Raw genomic sequence first — 16785 nt, forward strand, 5'->3', positions numbered from 1 at the left:
TTTTTTAGTAATTTAAATTTACATCCACACTATGATTTAGAATTCGGGTTAAGGTTTAAAAATCTTCCCTGGATTAACAATATAATTAGGATCAAATAACTTTTTAACCTTACGTAGTAAGTCGGTATAATCTTTACCGTAAAAGTCTTCATAGTAATTTGCTCTTGCATAACCAATTCCGTGTTCACCGGACATATTACCATCAAGAGATTTAGCGGTTTTATACAATTCAGAAATAACTTTATCACTGGTTTTAGCATACTCTTCATCAGACATATTGTCAGAGCAAAGATAAATATGCAAGTTGCCGTCTCCAGCATGACCAAAGTTTGGAATCCTAATGTTTAATTCTTTTTCTAATTCCTCAATCCGGTCTAAAACAACAGGAATGTGGTTGATTGGAACACAAACATCAATTTCATCCATCTTTGGAGTAGAGTTTTGAATGGCCAGCAATAACTCTTCACGACATTTCCAGATCTTCTTGGCTTCATCAGAATCAGCACTCAAAACGATAGCTTTTTCAGCTTTAAAAGGTTTAACAACTTCTAAAGTTTCATTAAGCTCTGCTTTCCACTCATCTTCTGTAAAGGCATCAATTCCAATGATAATAAAGCCGTCACCATGCTTAATCGGAAATTCATCTTTAGCATAAGTTTCCCAGAGTTTAACAACCTTACGTCCCATAAACTCAACAGTAGTTGGTACAACTCCAGATTTCAGAATAGCTGGTACTGATCTAATGGCGTCATTCAAAGTTGGAAATGGAATAATGGCATTGATAGATTTGTGAGGTCTTGGGTATAAACGAATTGTAACTTCTGTTACAACACCCAGTGTTCCTTCTGAACCAATGATCAAATCCTTTAATGAATAGCCTGAAGATGATTTAACTGCCTTTGAACCAAATTTATATAATTTACCATTAGTTAATACAACTTTGATCTCACGAATGTGCTCTCTGGTAACGCCATATTTAATAGCTTTAAGTCCACCCGCATTGGTGGAAACATTACCACCGATAGTTGCCCAGTGCATGGCTGGAGCAGGCATATACATGAAAGGCTTATCAGCCAGATATTCGTCCAAGTCTTTCAATCTCAATCCAGCTTGAACAGTCATGGTCAAACTTTCTGGATCATATTCCAAAACCTTGTTCATTTTGATCATGTCCAGTGAAATTCCGCCATCAACAGCAAGGTTAGCTCCCATTAAACCAGTTGAATTTCCTCTTGGAACCAAAGGTATTGAATGATCACTTGCATATTTAACAACATTCATTACCTCTTCATTGCTTGTTGGTTGAATTACCAAATCAGGCATAGCTTTGACTGTGCCAAATTGGTCATGATCCCAGTGTTTAGTAGGTTTAGTAATAAACCTTTCTGGATCTGAAATGAACTTACTTAAATTATCCAGATCAGTTTGATTAATTTTATGATATTCCATTATAATTCCCTTCTTACTAAAATCATAATTTAGCTACTGCTAACATGATAAATTTACTCTTTAATGTAAACGCTGTCAATACCAAATATAAAAAAGCACAAAGTTTTTAGCTTTGTGCTTTTTTTCACTTTTGGCTATTCTGTAAGGTATATAAATTATAATAATAACCTTTTTGTGAAAGAAGTTTTTCATGATTGCCTCTTTCTACTATTTTGCCATCATTTAAAACAATAATTTGATCTGCATCAACAATAGTTGAAAGTCTGTGCGCTATAGCCAAAGTTGTGCGGCCTTTGCGCAATCTCTTTAGTCCCTGCTGAATGAGCGTTTCAGTTTCAGTATCAACATTTGCAGTTGCTTCATCCAAAACCAATATCTTTGGATCTGTTACTAAAGTCCTTGCAAATGAAATCAATTGCCTTTGGCCTTGACTAAACTCGCTGCCGCCTTCACCTACTTTAGCATGGTACTTTCCAGGGAGATTCTCAATAAAGCTATCTGCCTGAACGGTTTCTGCAGCTTTTTTAATTTGCTCGTCAGTGATGTTTTTGTTATAAAGTCGAATATTGGAATTAATATCTCCATAGAACATGAAGGGTTCTTGCAATACCAATCCCAGTTTTTTGCGTAATTCTGCTTTTGGATACTTTTTAATGTCAACACCATCAATTAGTACTTCACCTTTATAAAATTCATAAAAACGCATCATTACGTTAATAATTGAACTTTTACCAGAACCTGTATGGCCAACTATGCCTAAAGTTTCTCCGGGATTAACTGTGAAAGATATATCATGTAAAATTTCGTTTTTACCATCATATGAAAAACTTACGTGCTTAAACTCAATCTTTCCTTGATTAATTGTTAAACCAGCCTCAGCTTTTTGTTGTGGCTCGTAATCAGTATTATCTAATATCCGAAAAATTCTTTTACCTGCTACAATACCGTCTTGGAAGAAAGTCATCTGATCCATCATATTGGCAATTGGATTAAAAAACTGGGAAATATATTGTGAAAATGCGTAAACTACACCCGCTGGCACGAATGTTTTCCTTAACGGAAAACCAAAATACATTAAAGTTAAAGCTAATGCAAGTGAATATAATAGACTAGTTAAAGGTGACAGCAAAAATGAATTAAGATTAATCATATCAAATCTTGTTTTCATTAAAGCATTATTTTCATTTTCAAAATGATTAGTCATGCGCTCTTCTTGCTTAAATTGTTGAATTAAAGAAACACCTTCAATTGATTCATTTAAGTTAGTATTGATGCGACTCAATCGCTCACGATAACTACGATAAAGTTTAGAACTCCTTTTAGAATATTGCCATATGATCACTAAAAGTACGGGCAAAAAAGCAAGTACTATCAGTCCAGCCATTACATTTGTAGAAAACATTGCTACCATTGCTGAAATGATTGAGAAAAATGAAATTACCACACTTGATAATACAGTTAGAAAATTACTCAAGGTCATAGTATCGTTTGTTACTCTTGAGACTATTGAACCGGCTGGAGTTTGGTCAAAGTAGCGCATCCCTAATGTATGCAACTTTTTATAAAGTTCTAACCGCAAGCCTTCTAGCGATTTTTCTGATCCTAAAGCAAAAAAGTACTCATAGGTAAATTGTAAAATTCCTTTGACAACAGAACCAAATGCGTAAAGAAAACCCGCAAATAAAATTATTTGTGTTGTAACATCAGTTTTACTCAAAAAGTTATCCAAAAAATACTGTAAACCATATGGCAGTAAAACGTTGATTACACTTACTAAAAAGGCACCTATACCAGCAATAATCATTTCATTTTTAAAATGCATTACAAACCGCAATAAACGTTTAAAAATGCTAAGCTGTTCTTTTACTGGAATCTCTTGCGACCAGACTGATTGAAATGAGTTTTCATCGTCCATTGGAGTTACCTACCTTATCTTCTAACTCTTGTCTTTGCCACATATCTGCATACCAACCATTTAATTTTAGCAACTGGTCATGAGTTCCTCGTTCAACAATCCGACCATTTTTTAGTACTAAAATCAAATCAGCATTCATTACTGATGTAAGTCTATGCGTAGCAATTAAAGTTGTCTTGCCTTTTCGTTCTTTTTTCAAAGAATGTAAAATAGCCATTTCAGTTCTGGCATCAACAGCTGACAGTGCATCATCTAAAACTAAAATTTGACTTTGCTTCAGCAAGGCGCGGGCAATGGACATACGTTGTTTTTGTCCTCCGGAAAGTGAAACACCGTTTTCACCAACCAAAGTATTGTAGCCACCAGGCATTTGTAATATATCATTGTGCAGATCACTTTTCTTTGCTGCAGCAACAATAGCACTTTCATTACTGTCTGCTTTTGAAAAAGCAATATTTTTTTGAATACTGGTTGAAAATAAGTAATTATCTTGGGGCACATATGATATTTGGCGCAATAAAACATTAAGCGGGATCTCCCTGATATCATGTCCATTTAAGGTAATATGACCATCATATTTGTCAAATTCCCTTAGTAAAAGCTGTATGATGGTAGTTTTTCCAGCCCCTACTTTACCAACAAGACCCAGAGTTTGCCCTGTCTTTAACGTAAAGTCGATATTATTTAATACTTGAACTTTAGGTTCATCTGGGTATGCAAAATATTTAACATGATAAATAAGATCCCCAGCAATATCTTTGGCAGATAATTTTTGATCAGCATTTTTGTCGGTGATTTCAGATTTTTCTTCCAGCAGCTTTTCAATACGGTCGTAACTAGCACTTCCTCGCTCTAGTATATTAAAAAGATACCCAATCGCAAACATCGGCCAGACCATATTGCCGATATATGCTATAAATGAAACTAACTGGCCAATAGTGAGAGCCTTGTTAAAAACTAACATTCCGCCATAAATGATAGTTATGGTATATGTCAAACCAATAAGAAATGTACCTAATGGATCAAACATAGAATCCCATTTAAAAACTTTTTTATTGATTTTTATAGTATTGTCTATCATTTGGTTGAAAGCGGCTGTATCTTCTTTACCTTGTCCAAAAGTTTTTAAAACTTTGATACCTGAAACAGATTCTTGAGTTTTATTGTTTAATTTGGAAAAAGCTGCTTGAGATTTATCAAAAGCATCATGTAGCCTGTCTCCTAATTTCCATGCTCCCCAAGCCAAAAATGGCAAAGGCAGAAGAGCTACAAGTGTTAAACGCCAATCAACAAAAGCAATCATGGCCACCATAGTGGATACGCTCATTATGAGTGAATCTACTAATGTTAAGACACCTTCACCCGCAACTTCCTGAACCGCCGAAACATCATTTGTGGCGTGAGCCATCAAATCACCAGTTCTGTGACGTTGATAAAAAGTGCGATCCATAGCCATGAAATGACGAAATAATTTTGATCTTAATTGCAGTTCCAGTTCAGCTGCTCCACCCCAAATCTGACTACGCCAAAAATAGCGAAAGCCATAGAGTAATAAGGCCGCTAAAATGATAGCCAAAATCAGTAGACCGTATTCCTGCCAACTAATATGTCCTTTATCTAATTGATCAGCCATTAGGCCTAAAATCCTTGGTGGCACCAAGTTCACAACTGAAGTTAATGCTAAAAATGTAATACCTATGAGGTAACGCTTTTTCTCTTTTTTAAAAAACCAGCCTAATTTAAAAAATATACCCATTATTCACCTAAAAAATTCAGTAAAAAAGCGGAGATATCGTTCTCCGCCACACTATTTCAATCTAGTAAGTTTTTACTTTTGGTGCTTCATCATGTTCATCACTTGGTTTACCTTCTTGGCTGAAGGTTTTTGGCCCATTTGAGACATCATGGCAACAATCATATCTTCACTGATTGGCGGATTATCCTTAAAATATTTTTTCATATATGCTCTGGCACCGTAAAAACCACCCACTAGGCCTAACAACAGTGCTATAACTATTAGAAAAATCGCTAATCCTAAGTTCATAAAATAATCACCTCAATTTGTCCAATAGGTATATCTTACCTAAAAATACAGTAAAATTAAAGATCAAAGTTAATCTTTTCTTAAACCTTTTTCTCTTTGAGCTTTCTTGGCTTTCTCAGATGTAATTTCATTGCCATTTTTATCAATTATGACCAAATTTTCAACGTCTTGTTTAAAGCCTGCTCTAAAGTTTTTAATAAATTCCCGATGTAACTTTTTTCGTTCCTTTTCCTCGGCTTCTGTTAGTCCAACAGATTCCTTTTTATGATAAAGTTCATTTATTCGATTTATCATTTTTTTCTCAAGATCTTCATTCATTTTAAGCACCTCTCATTAAAAAAGTCTACATTATTATCAGCAGGAAAAAAAGTTTTAAATTTTCAGAACGTTTGTTTGTAGTATACGATTTATTTTGCTAAAATTAAATATATAAGAAAACGTTTAAAATACTGGAGATAACTATGACTACAAAACAAAACACTAAGCAATTACAAATTTTACGCTATATATATGAAACGGTTGAAGACAGAGGTTTTCCTCCCACTGTTCGTGAAATTTGCCATGCTGTAGATTTATCTTCCACTTCTACTGTACATGGCCATTTGTCAAGGCTTGAAAATAAGGGATTATTAATAAAGGATGCTACAAAACCAAGAGCATTGGAAATAACCGATGAAGGAAAAAAAGCGATAGGCGTTCAGCCGAAAAAAATTCCTGTAGTCGGCGATGTCACAGCCGGCCAACCAATTCTGGCTGTTGAAGACATCGAAGATTACTTTCCCTTACCTCCTGATTTAGCAAATGATGCCGGAGACCTCTTTATGCTAAGAGTTCATGGTGAAAGTATGATTAACGCCGGTATCCTCAACGGAGATAACGTAATCGTCCGCAAACAATCTTCAGCAATTAACGGTGAAATTGTAGTAGCAATGACAGATGAAAATGAAGCAACTGTAAAACGATTTTACAAGGAAAAAGGTCACTATCGTTTGCAGCCTGAAAATGATACGATGGCACCGATTATATTGTCAAGCGTCCACATTTTAGGTAAAGTAGTTGGACTATACCGTAACACTATTATTTAACAAAAGAGCTTTATAGCATTATTGGGATAAATAAAAATTATTTTTTGCGAGTTTCAATAATGCTTTTTTTCTGCAGAGTTTTTTTTACTTCTGCCAATACTTTTTTCTGCATTTTTAATTTGTTTATTTTTGCAGATATAACGGCGATTTTATCCTTAATTAACTTTAAGTTTTGTTTACGTTGCTTTTCAGTACTACACGACTCATCGTGTAGTTTTTTTATGTCTTTTATTTCTTGCAGCGAAAAACCCAAGTCTTGAAACTCTTTAACTGCTTCAAAAATATCACATTCGTTTTCAGTAAACCAATAGTTTCTTCCCTTACGACCAGGAGTTATTAAGTTTAAGTAGATATAATGTCTAACTGTATCACGTGTAGTATTTTCCTTTTGCATAAATTCTTTCAAATACATAATTATCTCCTTGACGTAGGGTCGACCCCAGATGATTAAATTTTAGCAGGAGGTATTAAAATGTCATATCTAACAATCTTTTTAACTATTATATATGGTGTTCTCATGATTAGCGCCAGCTTTTCATCTTTTACTAGTTTGCCAATTTGGCTAATCATGATCAACGTCTTGTCCGCATTAGGCATTATTGCCGGAAGTTTTCTAAAAAAACCACTTTTAACTACTATATTTCTAGTAGCAGTTTTACTTTCCGCTCTAGCAAATGGTATTTTTCTTTACGGACAAATCACTTGGTCTCACTGGTTTATCAGACTAATTTTGACTATTATTTTGATTTGCCTGAGCTTTAAGTAATTTTAGATATTCATCTGGCAAAATTCCTGTTAGCAGTCAAGCGTAACGTCTCAAAATACTGTCATAATGGCAAGAAATTGACTTTCCACAACTAATGCTTTAAATCAATTCACAATCTTTATATTGAAATTATGCTTAAAAATGCTGTTACTAAAGCTTTTATGTTATTTACTTGTGAATAATAACGCTGTTTCACTTTGGTTTCACAACAGTAATTTTTCACAAACTTGGTTAAATTTTACTAATGATATTGGCAGCTAAATTAATTGCTGCTTCATGGGCATCCCTACCCCAGCCTCTGTCATCATGATTTTCTATATCTTTAAGTGAATCGGCTGTAAATAATATTTGTGCAAAATCTGCCTCTCTGAATTGTGCACACGCAGCCATTGCTGCACATTCCATCTCTACACTAGAAGCCCCCAATTCTTTAGCTTGCTTTACTTTCTTGACAGTTTCCCTAAAGAAACCATCAGTTGTCCAGGTAGTTACTTCTTCAACCTTAAAGCCCTCTTGACTCAGTAACTTTTTTGTCTTCGTTAGAAACTCGGACTTCAAGTCAATGTATGTTCCTGGTTTCATATAATGAAAGGATGTACCCTCATCTCTAATAGCTCTTGTAGGCACTAGAAAATAGTTTTCTGGTAAATCAACTAAGCAGCCGGCTGATCCTATTGCTAAAATCTGTTTAACACCGTAACTTATTAACCAATCTAATAGCTCTACAGCAGCTGCAGCACCTATCTTTGCCTGACAAAAAGTAATTTTTTGTCCGTCTAAGTCAACCTGATAAATTGGGGTTTCACCTTCAAAACAGTCAAAGAACCCGAGCTTTTTATGAGGATAACGGGCCAAGAAACTACTGATCACGTCGGGAGTTAAAAATGCAAACAGCAGCTTGGGCTGAAAATGAAAGTTATTAATTTCTTGTTCGTGATCCGGTTCTAAAACAGCCCTCGATTCAGAATCAAAATTTAACAAAAACGGTTCATTCATAATTTTTCTCCTCAATAAAAATATATTGCTGAAGATTTTAACATAAACAAAAAAGAGAATCATCCCTTTACGGAATGATTCTCTTTTACTTAAGCGTGAATTAACGACGCTTTTCTGCAATTCTAGCAGATTTACCGTGACGATCACGTAAGTAGTAAAGTTTAGCACGACGTACACGACCGTGACGCAATACTTCAACCTTGGCAACACGTGGATCGTTTACTGGAAAAGTACGCTCAACACCAACACCAGATGCCATTTTACGTACGGTGTAGCTGGCACCAATTCCAGTGCCCTTACGCTTAATAACAACGCCTTCAAACATCTGAATACGTTCATGTGAGCCTTCAACAACACGAACATGAACACGAACTGTGTCTCCTGCACGAAAGTCAGGAATATCGTCACGTAATTGTTCTTTAGTTAATTCTTGAATTAATGGATCCATTTTTATTTTCTCCTTCTGCGGCATTCATTAGCGTTCTCTACGTAAGCGGAATACCCCTAACTATTAGTGTAATATAAATTTACACCTCAATCATACTAGCAAAAATAACAGGTAAAATCAAGTTTAATCTTCTTCTCGTTTTATTTCCGCCATCATTTTTTCTTCTTCTTCACTTAAAGTATAATTTTTAAGCAAATCAGGTCTGTGTAAATAAGTTGCACGCAAAGCTTCCTTGTGACGCCACTGCGCAATTTTTTGGTGATTACCAGATGTTAATACTTCCGGTACTTTTTTTCCTTGAAAATTTTCCGGCCTGGTATATTGGGGATATTCCAGCAAGCCGTGAGCAAAGCTTTCTTCTACTGGTGAAGCATCATTGCCCAAAATTCCTGGTATTAACCTGACTGTAGCGTCTATCATACTCATAGTTGGCAGTTCACCACCCGTTAAGACATAATCACCTATTGAAACAATTTCATCAGCCAAATTATAAACGCGTTGATCAAAGCCCTCATAATGACCGCAAATAAATGTCAAGTTTTCTTCTTGAGACCAGTCTTGTGCCATTTTTTGATTAAAAGTTTTACCCTGTGGTGCAGTAATGATTACTTTGCCCTTATTTTTAAGTGAATCAAGGGCTTTTTTAATCGGCATGACTTGCAAAACCATGCCAGCGCCGCCACCATATGGACTATCATCAACGTGATGATGAACATCAGTGGTAAAATCGCGAAAATTTACTAGATTGAGTTGCCATTTATCATCTTCAAGACCTCTTCCAAGCATTGAGGTCGTCAATGGTGTAAACATATCAGGAAAAAGCGTTAATACGTTAATCTTCATTACGTAACCCTTCCAAAAGTTCTACATAAATCTTTTTATGTGCAACATCTATTTTCTTAACTACTTTGTCAATATAGGGAATTAAATATTCATTACCATTTTGTTCGGTAACTTCCCAAACGTCGTTTGCACCGGGAGTCTCAATACCAGTTATTTGACCCAGCTTAACCCCAGAATGATTATCTATCACTTCACAGCCTAAAATATCCCGATAATAATATGCACCATCTGGAAGTTCATGTTGATTTTGCTCACTAACAACTAAAGTTTCGCCGACCAATTTCTTAGCACTATCAATATCAGAGATCTCATTAAATTGAACTAGCCAAAATTGTTTAAAAGGCCTGCTGCTTTTAACCGTCAACTTTTTTTGTTGATTATCTTTTAAAGCTAATTCTTTTTTTGCAGCAAATCGTTCCTCCGGAAAATCTGTAATCAAAGCAACCTTTACTTCTCCCTTAAGACCATGTGTAGATAAAATACGCGCAACATCATAAAATTGCATAGTTTCTCCTAGTCAAAGAAAAAAGTTTGAAGCAGTCAACTTCAAACTTTTAACAAACGATTCACTATTTATTGAATTTTGAATCATGCAGTTTCTTCATTAAACCTGCACCTGAAAGAAGTGAACGTACAGTATCTGAAGGTTGTGCACCTTTCTTCAACCATTCAAAAATCTTGTCTTCGTCTAATTTCAATTCCTTAGGAACAGAAACTGGATTATAATACCCAACTTCTTCAATAAAACGACCATCACGTGGCATTCTGGAATCAGCGACAACTATTCTATAAAAAGGTTTTCTTTTGGCACCCATACGGCGCATACGAATTTTTACTGACATAAATTTATTTCCTCCTAAAAGTTACGTTAAATAATATAGCACTTATTTTTTAAGGTGTAAAGTGTTTTTACTTAACAGGTGATTTTTATGAATGGTATCTCTTGACCTTCATGCGCTTTTTCTTGTTTTTCTTGAATTTCTTACCCATGTGACGCATAGCCATCCGGCCCATTGGAGAATTCATTCCTGGCAAATTATCCATTCCCTTAAAATTACCCTTGGTAATTTTGCTCATCATATCGCGGGCCTGTTTAAATTGCTTAATCATTCTGTTGACTTCAACTACAGGTCGACCAGAACCTGCTGCAATTCTTCTTCTGCGGCTTGGATTAAGCAATTCTGGATTTTCTCGTTCTTCTTCTGTCATTGATGAAATAATTGCTTTCACATAAACAATTTGTTTTTTATCAAAGTTGACATTCTTAAGCTGGGGATTGTTTGCCATTCCCGGAATCATCTTGATCAGCTGGTCAAGTGGGCCCATTTTTTCAACTTGCTCAATCTGATCAACAAAGTCGTTGAAATCAAAAGTATTTTCTTTCATTTTTTCAGCAACTTCTTCAGCCTTTTTAGCATCATAATCCTGTTGGGCTTTTTCAATCAAAGTCAGCATGTCACCCATGCCCAGAATTCTAGAGGCCATCCGATCAGGATAGAATTGTTCCAGGTCGGTTAATTTTTCACCTTGACCGGTATAAATAATTGGCTTGCCGGTTACTGCTCTGATTGACAGTGCAGCACCACCACGGGTATCACCGTCAAGTTTGGTTAAAATTACGCCCGTAATATCCAAGCGGCTGTCAAAGCCCTTAGCCACATCAGTTGCAGCTTGACCGGTCATGGCATCTACTACCAGCAAAATATTGTCTGGTTGGGCGACTTCTTTAACGCGCTCAAGTTCTTCCATTAATGGTTCATCAATTTCCAAACGTCCAGCGGTATCAATAATGACATAATCATTTTTATTTTTATCGGCTTGACTCAAACCGTCTTTTACTATTTGCGCTACATCTTTTTGATCTTTTTCACTATAAACAGGAACTTTTAGCTGATCACCAATTTGTTGCAACTGGTCAACAGCAGCTGGACGATAAATATCGCCAGCAATTAACAGCGGTCTAGCTTTTTCTTTTTGTATTAACCTGTTGGCTAATTTACCGACTGTGGTAGTTTTACCTGTACCTTGTAAACCGACCATCATAATAATGGTAGGAATATGCTTAGATTTATTTAGAGAAACCGCACTTTCACCCATCATCTTGGTTAATTCATCATTAACGATCTTGATGACTTGCTGGCCCGGATTAAGACTTTCCTGAACTTCTTTTCCGAGAGCTTCTTGCTTTATTTTTTTGATAAAATCTTTAACAACTTTAAAGTTAACATCAGCTTCTAGTAATGCCAGTCTAATTTCCCGACTAGCACTATTGATGTCATCTTCTGATATTTTCCCTTTTCCTGTTAAATTCTTTAAGGCCTTTTGAATTCTTTCGCTTAAATTTTCAAATGCCATGGAATTACTCTCCCCTCAGTTGATTTATTAAATCAGTAGTTATTTGTAAAGCTTGGCTTGATTTGCTTTTTTTCAGTGCAACTACAACTTCAGTTAATTTATCTTCTATCATATTGTAGTCTCTTTGCATATGTAAATTGTCTTCGTAATTTTTTAACAATTTGCGACAGCGACGTAAATTGTCGTAAACTGCCTGACGTGAAACATGATGATTGCTAGCTATTTCTCCTAAGGACAGGTCATTATAATAATAATCTTCAAAATAACTCTTCTGACTCTTAGTTAAAAGACCACCATAATAGGCGTATAAATCACCCAATATTTCATTTTTTTCGAGATCATCCATTACCCTCACCTTGAACAAGTATAGCAAAAATGTCGAAAAATGACGATCTTGAAAACCAAAATTTTACTTAAGGTCTGCCGCAATTTCTTGCTTTTTGAAGCCAAAATCTGTATCATTAATTTAATTAATTTTTAGGAATTTTATTATCTCTCATGGAGACCAACAATTCTTTGAAATTATAAATCTAGGCGGTACACGAATATTTGTAATTTTGTACCGTCTTTTATTTTAATAACAGCCATTTTTTCAAAAGTATTTTAAACCGTTAAATGACACTGGTTGTTTAAGCCAATTAATCATTAAACAAGTTCGCACTTTAGTCGATATTCGTGTGAACTTTTTAAATGTAAAAAGTACTTTTAAAATGACTAAAAAATTTATTCTTAAGGAGCAATTCAGAGTGAATTTATGGAAATTGATGAACCGGAAAGAAGATCCTGGAATATATCAGGAAAAAGACGGTCATTTAGTTAGAACTCTTAGGGTTCGTGATTTTTTGGCACTAGGTGTTGGTACCATTGTTTCAACTTCAATCTTCACCTTGCCTGGTGAAGTAGCGGCATTACACACAGGACCAGCAGTCGCAATATCCTGTGTAGTCGCTTCAATAGTAGCTGGTATGGTGGCCTTTGCCTATGCAGAGATGGCAGCTGCAATGCCTTTTGCTGGTTCTGTTTATTCTTGGATCAACGTTATTTTTGGCGAGTTTTGGGGCTGGTTCTCTGGCTGGGCTCTTTTAGCCGAATACTTAATTGGCATGGCTTTTATAAGTTCCGGTCTGTCAGCAAACCTACGGGCATTAATAGCTCCTTTAGGTTGGAAATTACCTGCGGCTTTAGCTAATCCTTTAGGTGTAAATGGGGGAATGTTTGACTTAGTTGCCCTTTTAGCAATTTTACTAGCAGCTTTTTTAGTCAGTTTTGGAGTATCTAAAGCTTCCCGAGTTGAGAATGTGCTGGTGGTGGTCAAAGTGCTGGCAATTTTGCTTTTTGTGTTTGTTGGTCTGACTGTAGTGAAAAAAACTAATTTTATTCCTTTTATACCTCACTATCGCCCAACAGCTCATGGACCTTTTGGTGGTTGGCAAGGAATTTATGCTGGTGTATCAATGATTTATATTTCATTTTTAGGCTTTGATACCATTGCTTCAAACTCAGCAGAAGCTATTAATCCGCAAAAGACCATGCCTCGAGGAATTATTGGTTCTTTATTAATTGCAGTAGTGCTATTTGTTGCTGTTAGCTTGGTGCTCGTGGGAATGGTGCCATACCAACAATATTTAAATTCCGCTGAACCTGTAGGATATGCTTTAAGGAAAACGGGCTTTGGCCATATTGCCACTATAGTTCAATCTGTTGCTATTTTAGGAATGTTTACTGCTTTGATTGGTCTCTGTATGGCAAGCTCTCGTTTGGTATATTCATTTGGCCGCGATGGCATGATTCCTAAAGGACTAGGTAAATTGAATAAAGATCATCGTCCTGCAAATTCTCTGTGGACTGTCGCGGTAATTGCAATTATCATATCAGCGTTTATTCCTTTTTCATTTTTAACACAGCTAGTTTCAGCAGGAACTCTAATTGCTTTCATGTTTGTTTCGCTAGGAATTTATCGCCTGCGTCCACGTGAGGGCAAAGACATTGCTGATCCGGCATTTAAAATGCCATGGTATCCTGTCTTGCCCTTATTGGCATTCTTGGGGTCCCTTGCTGTATTTTGGGGATTAGATATGCAAGCTAAGAAATACATGCTAATTTGGTCTCTAATCGGCATTATAATTTACTTGCTTTATGGTATTCGTCATTCAGCCATGAATAAAAAAATTAAGTAACTGACATTAACCACGTAACAAAAAAGTCTGGAAATTTTCCAGACTTTTTTAATACAATTAAATTTACAGATTTTCATCCATATTAAAAGTTAATTTTGACATATTGATTGAATCAATCATCATCTGTGCCCATAATTTTTCTGACCGTTTTCTAGTATAAGCAACTGTTTCTTGATTGGCCTTGGTCAAATATGAAGTCAATTCTGCACCTGTTTTGCCTTGAGCTTGAGCAATGACATCTTCTACACGTCTGCAATAGTATTGGTTAAGCTCATTTAAATAGTCAGTATCTAATTGCACAAATTGTGGGTAATGCGTTTCTACAAGTGCCGCAAGAGATTTGTAGTACCACCAAGCATCGCTAAGATTATACTCCATTGATGTGTTATTGTAAGACGGATCTGTATCGTTCATATTAGCAAAGAATGGTACAAAAGGCGTGAAGGTTGGTCCACCAATACAAAGCCACATTATTGCTGCTTTATCAGGGTCAACATCATTTCTAATCTGTAAAATGTGTGAATTTTGCGTTCTATTTAAACCTATTGGACGGAAACGATGTTTCTCTTCTTCCGTGCCTTTACCAAAAGGATCATAGGGAGTGTTTTGGTAATGACTACCAAGCACAAATTCAATGTCTTCTCTAGTTATTTTCTTAGCAGCTCGCCGAATGAAAGGTAAATCACCATCGGTAGGATCTTGTTCAATTTCGGGATTAAAATATTTTTGCCCGTACCAAACACGATTAGTATTATAAAACCTATCTTGTTCACTATAAGTACCAAAAATATGACGGAAATTCCATCCCTGATGATCAACATTTAAGTTGTGATCGGCAACAAATTCCTGAATGCCTTCGCTCCACATAAAGTTGTCTGAATCAGAAAAATCTACTTGTTCAATGGAAACCCGATTTGCAGCAATTGCATAAGCATCATCTGGAATACGTTGCGCTACCCAGTGATGACCTGTGACAATTTCCATATACCAGATCTCATCTTTGTCGCCAAAAAGAACTGAGTTACCTGCAGGTGAACCATATTTAGCGATCAGTTTGCCTAAATATTCAACTCCATTTCTAGCAGAATGAATATAAGGCAAAACAACTGACTGCATACAATCTTCATCAAGCCCATCTTTTACCAGTGGATCATATGCGAGTGCTCTCTCATTACCATAAGTTGATTCAGTACAAGACATTGCCACATTTTCTTGATTAATACCACTCTCATCGTAATAACCACGGTTTTTGTAATCAACATTTGGTACAGCTGGAACGGCCTGAGCATTTTCAGGTAAGTCTAATTCAAACTTATTCAACCAAGACTTAATTTTACGACCTGATTCATCTTTTGCAGCGGGTCTGATAATAAATTTTTGCGGTGTAATGGGACGAAAAGTGTCATCATTACGAGCAATCATGGTCGAACCGTCAACTGAAGCCTTTTTACCTACTAAAATTGTTGTACATGCACTATATTCTTTCATTAAATCTCAATATCTCCCTTTAAAAAATCTATTCTTAAATTAAATCATGAAATAGTCCGACAGCATAGTTTGCGGCATCAAAATCAGCCAAATCGCTAGCTTTTTCACCCAAACCAACTAATTTTACCGGCAATTTCATCTCATTTCTAATTGCTAAAACGACTCCGCCCTTTGATGAGCCATCCAATTTAGTCAATACCAATCCAGTTAATTTGGTAGTCTTATCAAAATCCTTAGCTTGAAGGAGTGCATTTTGACCAGTTGAGCCGTCTAAAACTAATAGAGTTTCTGTTGGCTCTTCTGGTGCTTGCTTTTTAATTGTCCGTTCAATTTTTTCCAGCTCATTCATTAAATTCTTTTTATTTTGTAAACGACCAGCAGTATCCACTAATAAATAATCATAATTTTCTTTAAGGGCCTTATCAGTCGCATCATAAACCACTGAAGCAGGGTCAGCTTGTTCTTTTCCAGTTACTACTGGAACACCGACTCTTTCGCCCCATTCTGATAATTGTTCAACTGCACCAGCTCTGAAAGTATCTGCTGCTGCTAAAAGAACTGACTTTCCTTCATCTTTAAATCTTTTAGCCAATTTTCCGATTGTTGTGGTTTTGCCCGCGCCATTTACACCTACAAAAAGATAAATATTCGGCTTGCCATCGTTATGAGACTTTAATTTTTCATTTTCGGAATTACCACTTTGGTCATAAAGATTAACTAATTTTTCAACAATAACTTTTTTCAAATCATCTCGCGACTTGGCTTTCTGCAATTTTGCTTCATCTCGCAGTTCGTCAGTCAATTCTTCGGCAGTCTCGTAACCGACATCTGATTCAATTAGCAGCTCTTCCAAGTCATCAAAGAAATCTTCGTCAACAGTCCTGAACTGGGCAAAAAAGCGATTTAATCGAGCCCCAAAGCCCTGATTAGTTTTCTCTAAACCTTTTTCATATAATTCAGTTTCATTTTGCTTTTCGTTATCAGGCTCATCCTCAGTTTCTTGCTCTAAAGATTCTTCTTCCTGAAAAGCTGTCGAATTATCGTTTTCTGATTCATTCTTTTCTGAAGTTTGTTTTTCCTCAGAGGTTATCTCTTCCTTGTTTTTTAGCTCCTCAGAAGATTCTTGTTGCTCTTTTTCTGATTGATTCTGTGAATCATCAGTAGCTTTACTATTTTCTTCACCAAATAAAGATTTTTTTATCTTATCAAATAAACCCAC

General features: G+C 35.9%; 18 protein-coding genes. 3 read left to right on the forward strand and 15 right to left on the reverse strand.

Annotated elements, in window-relative coordinates; translation table 11 throughout:
- Positions 1-48: 48 nt before the first annotated feature.
- From ACZ2M0_RS06725 to ACZ2M0_RS06745, 5 genes are all read right to left on the reverse strand, one after another.
- Complete coding sequence (locus ACZ2M0_RS06725) at positions 49-1449, reverse strand: FAD-binding oxidoreductase (RefSeq protein ID WP_198179029.1); 1401 nt, start codon at positions 1447-1449, stop codon at positions 49-51.
- A 124-nt stretch (positions 1450-1573) separates the two neighbouring features.
- Positions 1574-3364 (reverse strand): ABC transporter ATP-binding protein, encoded by a 1791-nt coding sequence (locus tag ACZ2M0_RS06730; RefSeq protein WP_198179028.1) that lies wholly within the window; start codon positions 3362-3364, stop codon positions 1574-1576.
- A complete protein-coding gene (locus ACZ2M0_RS06735; protein WP_198179027.1) occupies positions 3354-5120 on the reverse strand; it encodes an ABC transporter ATP-binding protein in 1767 nt (588 codons plus the stop codon). Before ACZ2M0_RS06735 ends, ACZ2M0_RS06730 begins: the two co-directional genes overlap by 11 nt.
- A 72-nt stretch (positions 5121-5192) precedes the next feature.
- Positions 5193-5408 (reverse strand): YneF family protein, encoded by a 216-nt coding sequence (locus tag ACZ2M0_RS06740; RefSeq protein ID WP_046332244.1) that lies wholly within the window; start codon positions 5406-5408, stop codon positions 5193-5195.
- Positions 5409-5477: 69 nt separating this feature from the next.
- Entirely contained in the window at positions 5478-5726 is a 249-nt protein-coding gene (locus ACZ2M0_RS06745; RefSeq protein WP_198179026.1) for a DUF896 domain-containing protein, read from the reverse strand.
- Positions 5727-5869: 143 nt separating this feature from the next.
- Between ACZ2M0_RS06745 and lexA the strand changes: the two genes are divergently transcribed.
- Complete coding sequence (lexA, locus tag ACZ2M0_RS06750; protein WP_198179024.1) at positions 5870-6493, forward strand: transcriptional repressor LexA; 624 nt, start codon at positions 5870-5872, stop codon at positions 6491-6493.
- Positions 6494-6530: 37 nt separating this feature from the next.
- On the opposite strand, the gene ACZ2M0_RS06755 is transcribed toward lexA, so the two are convergent.
- A complete protein-coding gene (locus tag ACZ2M0_RS06755) occupies positions 6531-6905 on the reverse strand; it encodes a MerR family transcriptional regulator (RefSeq protein ID WP_490058954.1) in 375 nt (124 codons plus the stop codon).
- Between the two features lie 60 nt (positions 6906-6965).
- Between ACZ2M0_RS06755 and ACZ2M0_RS06760 the strand changes: the two genes are divergently transcribed.
- Positions 6966-7259 (forward strand): hypothetical protein, encoded by a 294-nt coding sequence (locus tag ACZ2M0_RS06760; RefSeq protein WP_198179020.1) that lies wholly within the window; start codon positions 6966-6968, stop codon positions 7257-7259.
- A 231-nt stretch (positions 7260-7490) separates the two neighbouring features.
- On the opposite strand, the gene ACZ2M0_RS06765 is transcribed toward ACZ2M0_RS06760, so the two are convergent.
- The 7 genes from ACZ2M0_RS06765 to ylxM all read right to left on the reverse strand — a co-directional run bounded on the left by ACZ2M0_RS06765 (position 7491) and on the right by ylxM (position 12247).
- Positions 7491-8255: a nucleoside phosphorylase gene (locus ACZ2M0_RS06765; RefSeq protein WP_198179018.1), complete on the reverse strand. Its 765-nt coding sequence runs from the start codon at positions 8253-8255 to the stop codon at positions 7491-7493.
- A gap of 100 nt (positions 8256-8355) precedes the next feature.
- Positions 8356-8703, reverse strand: a complete 348-nt coding sequence (gene rplS / locus ACZ2M0_RS06770; RefSeq protein WP_034981588.1) for a 50S ribosomal protein L19 — start codon at positions 8701-8703, stop codon at positions 8356-8358.
- 123 nt (positions 8704-8826) lie between these two features.
- The gene (trmD, locus tag ACZ2M0_RS06775) at positions 8827-9546 is read right to left on the reverse strand and encodes a tRNA (guanosine(37)-N1)-methyltransferase TrmD (protein ID WP_198179016.1); all 720 of its coding nucleotides are present in this window, start codon (positions 9544-9546) and stop codon (positions 8827-8829) included.
- Positions 9536-10051 carry a ribosome maturation factor RimM gene (gene rimM, locus ACZ2M0_RS06780; protein ID WP_198179014.1) on the reverse strand — a complete coding sequence of 172 codons (516 nt, stop codon included), beginning with the start codon at positions 10049-10051 and terminating at the stop codon, positions 9536-9538. The genes trmD and rimM overlap by 11 nt, the downstream gene beginning before the upstream one ends.
- Before the next feature lie 64 nt (positions 10052-10115).
- Complete coding sequence (gene rpsP, locus ACZ2M0_RS06785) at positions 10116-10388, reverse strand: 30S ribosomal protein S16 (RefSeq protein WP_038523039.1); 273 nt, start codon at positions 10386-10388, stop codon at positions 10116-10118.
- Between the two features lie 85 nt (positions 10389-10473).
- Positions 10474-11901 carry a signal recognition particle protein gene (gene ffh, locus ACZ2M0_RS06790; RefSeq protein ID WP_198179012.1) on the reverse strand — a complete coding sequence of 476 codons (1428 nt, stop codon included), beginning with the start codon at positions 11899-11901 and terminating at the stop codon, positions 10474-10476.
- Positions 11902-11905: 4 nt separating this feature from the next.
- The gene (gene ylxM / locus ACZ2M0_RS06795; RefSeq protein ID WP_198179010.1) at positions 11906-12247 is read right to left on the reverse strand and encodes a YlxM family DNA-binding protein; all 342 of its coding nucleotides are present in this window, start codon (positions 12245-12247) and stop codon (positions 11906-11908) included.
- Between the two features lie 400 nt (positions 12248-12647).
- Here ylxM and ACZ2M0_RS06800 point away from each other — a divergent pair, with 400 nt between their 5' ends.
- Positions 12648-14078, forward strand: coding sequence for an APC family permease (locus ACZ2M0_RS06800; RefSeq protein ID WP_198179008.1), 1431 nt, complete (start codon positions 12648-12650; stop codon positions 14076-14078).
- Between the two features lie 63 nt (positions 14079-14141).
- Here ACZ2M0_RS06800 and ACZ2M0_RS06805 read toward each other — a convergent pair whose 3' ends face one another.
- Both ACZ2M0_RS06805 and ftsY read right to left on the reverse strand, forming a co-directional pair.
- Positions 14142-15566, reverse strand: coding sequence for a C69 family dipeptidase (locus ACZ2M0_RS06805; protein WP_198179005.1), 1425 nt, complete (start codon positions 15564-15566; stop codon positions 14142-14144).
- Between the two features lie 34 nt (positions 15567-15600).
- The gene (gene ftsY, locus ACZ2M0_RS06810; RefSeq protein ID WP_198179003.1) at positions 15601-16785 is read right to left on the reverse strand and encodes a signal recognition particle-docking protein FtsY; all 1185 of its coding nucleotides are present in this window, start codon (positions 16783-16785) and stop codon (positions 15601-15603) included.

This window comes from Lactobacillus sp. VURO6/B1 (VP7) (genome assembly GCF_058139575.1).

Coding starts and splice junctions, on each gene's coding strand:
- ACZ2M0_RS06725 (WP_198179029.1), bottom strand. CDS start 1,449: ATGGAATATCATAAAATTAATCAAACTGATCTGGATAATTTAAGTAAG.
- ACZ2M0_RS06730 (WP_198179028.1), bottom strand. CDS start 3,364: ATGGACGATGAAAACTCATTTCAATCAGTCTGGTCGCAAGAGATTCCA.
- ACZ2M0_RS06735 (WP_198179027.1), bottom strand. CDS start 5,120: ATGGGTATATTTTTTAAATTAGGCTGGTTTTTTAAAAAAGAGAAAAAG.
- ACZ2M0_RS06740 (WP_046332244.1), bottom strand. CDS start 5,408: ATGAACTTAGGATTAGCGATTTTTCTAATAGTTATAGCACTGTTGTTA.
- ACZ2M0_RS06745 (WP_198179026.1), bottom strand. CDS start 5,726: ATGAATGAAGATCTTGAGAAAAAAATGATAAATCGAATAAATGAACTT.
- lexA (WP_198179024.1), top strand. CDS start 5,870: ATGACTACAAAACAAAACACTAAGCAATTACAAATTTTACGCTATATA.
- ACZ2M0_RS06755 (WP_490058954.1), bottom strand. CDS start 6,905: ATGTATTTGAAAGAATTTATGCAAAAGGAAAATACTACACGTGATACA.
- ACZ2M0_RS06760 (WP_198179020.1), top strand. CDS start 6,966: ATGTCATATCTAACAATCTTTTTAACTATTATATATGGTGTTCTCATG.
- ACZ2M0_RS06765 (WP_198179018.1), bottom strand. CDS start 8,255: ATGAATGAACCGTTTTTGTTAAATTTTGATTCTGAATCGAGGGCTGTT.
- rplS (WP_034981588.1), bottom strand. CDS start 8,703: ATGGATCCATTAATTCAAGAATTAACTAAAGAACAATTACGTGACGAT.
- trmD (WP_198179016.1), bottom strand. CDS start 9,546: ATGAAGATTAACGTATTAACGCTTTTTCCTGATATGTTTACACCATTG.
- rimM (WP_198179014.1), bottom strand. CDS start 10,051: ATGCAATTTTATGATGTTGCGCGTATTTTATCTACACATGGTCTTAAG.
- rpsP (WP_038523039.1), bottom strand. CDS start 10,388: ATGTCAGTAAAAATTCGTATGCGCCGTATGGGTGCCAAAAGAAAACCT.
- ffh (WP_198179012.1), bottom strand. CDS start 11,901: ATGGCATTTGAAAATTTAAGCGAAAGAATTCAAAAGGCCTTAAAGAAT.
- ylxM (WP_198179010.1), bottom strand. CDS start 12,247: ATGGATGATCTCGAAAAAAATGAAATATTGGGTGATTTATACGCCTAT.
- ACZ2M0_RS06805 (WP_198179005.1), bottom strand. CDS start 15,566: ATGAAAGAATATAGTGCATGTACAACAATTTTAGTAGGTAAAAAGGCT.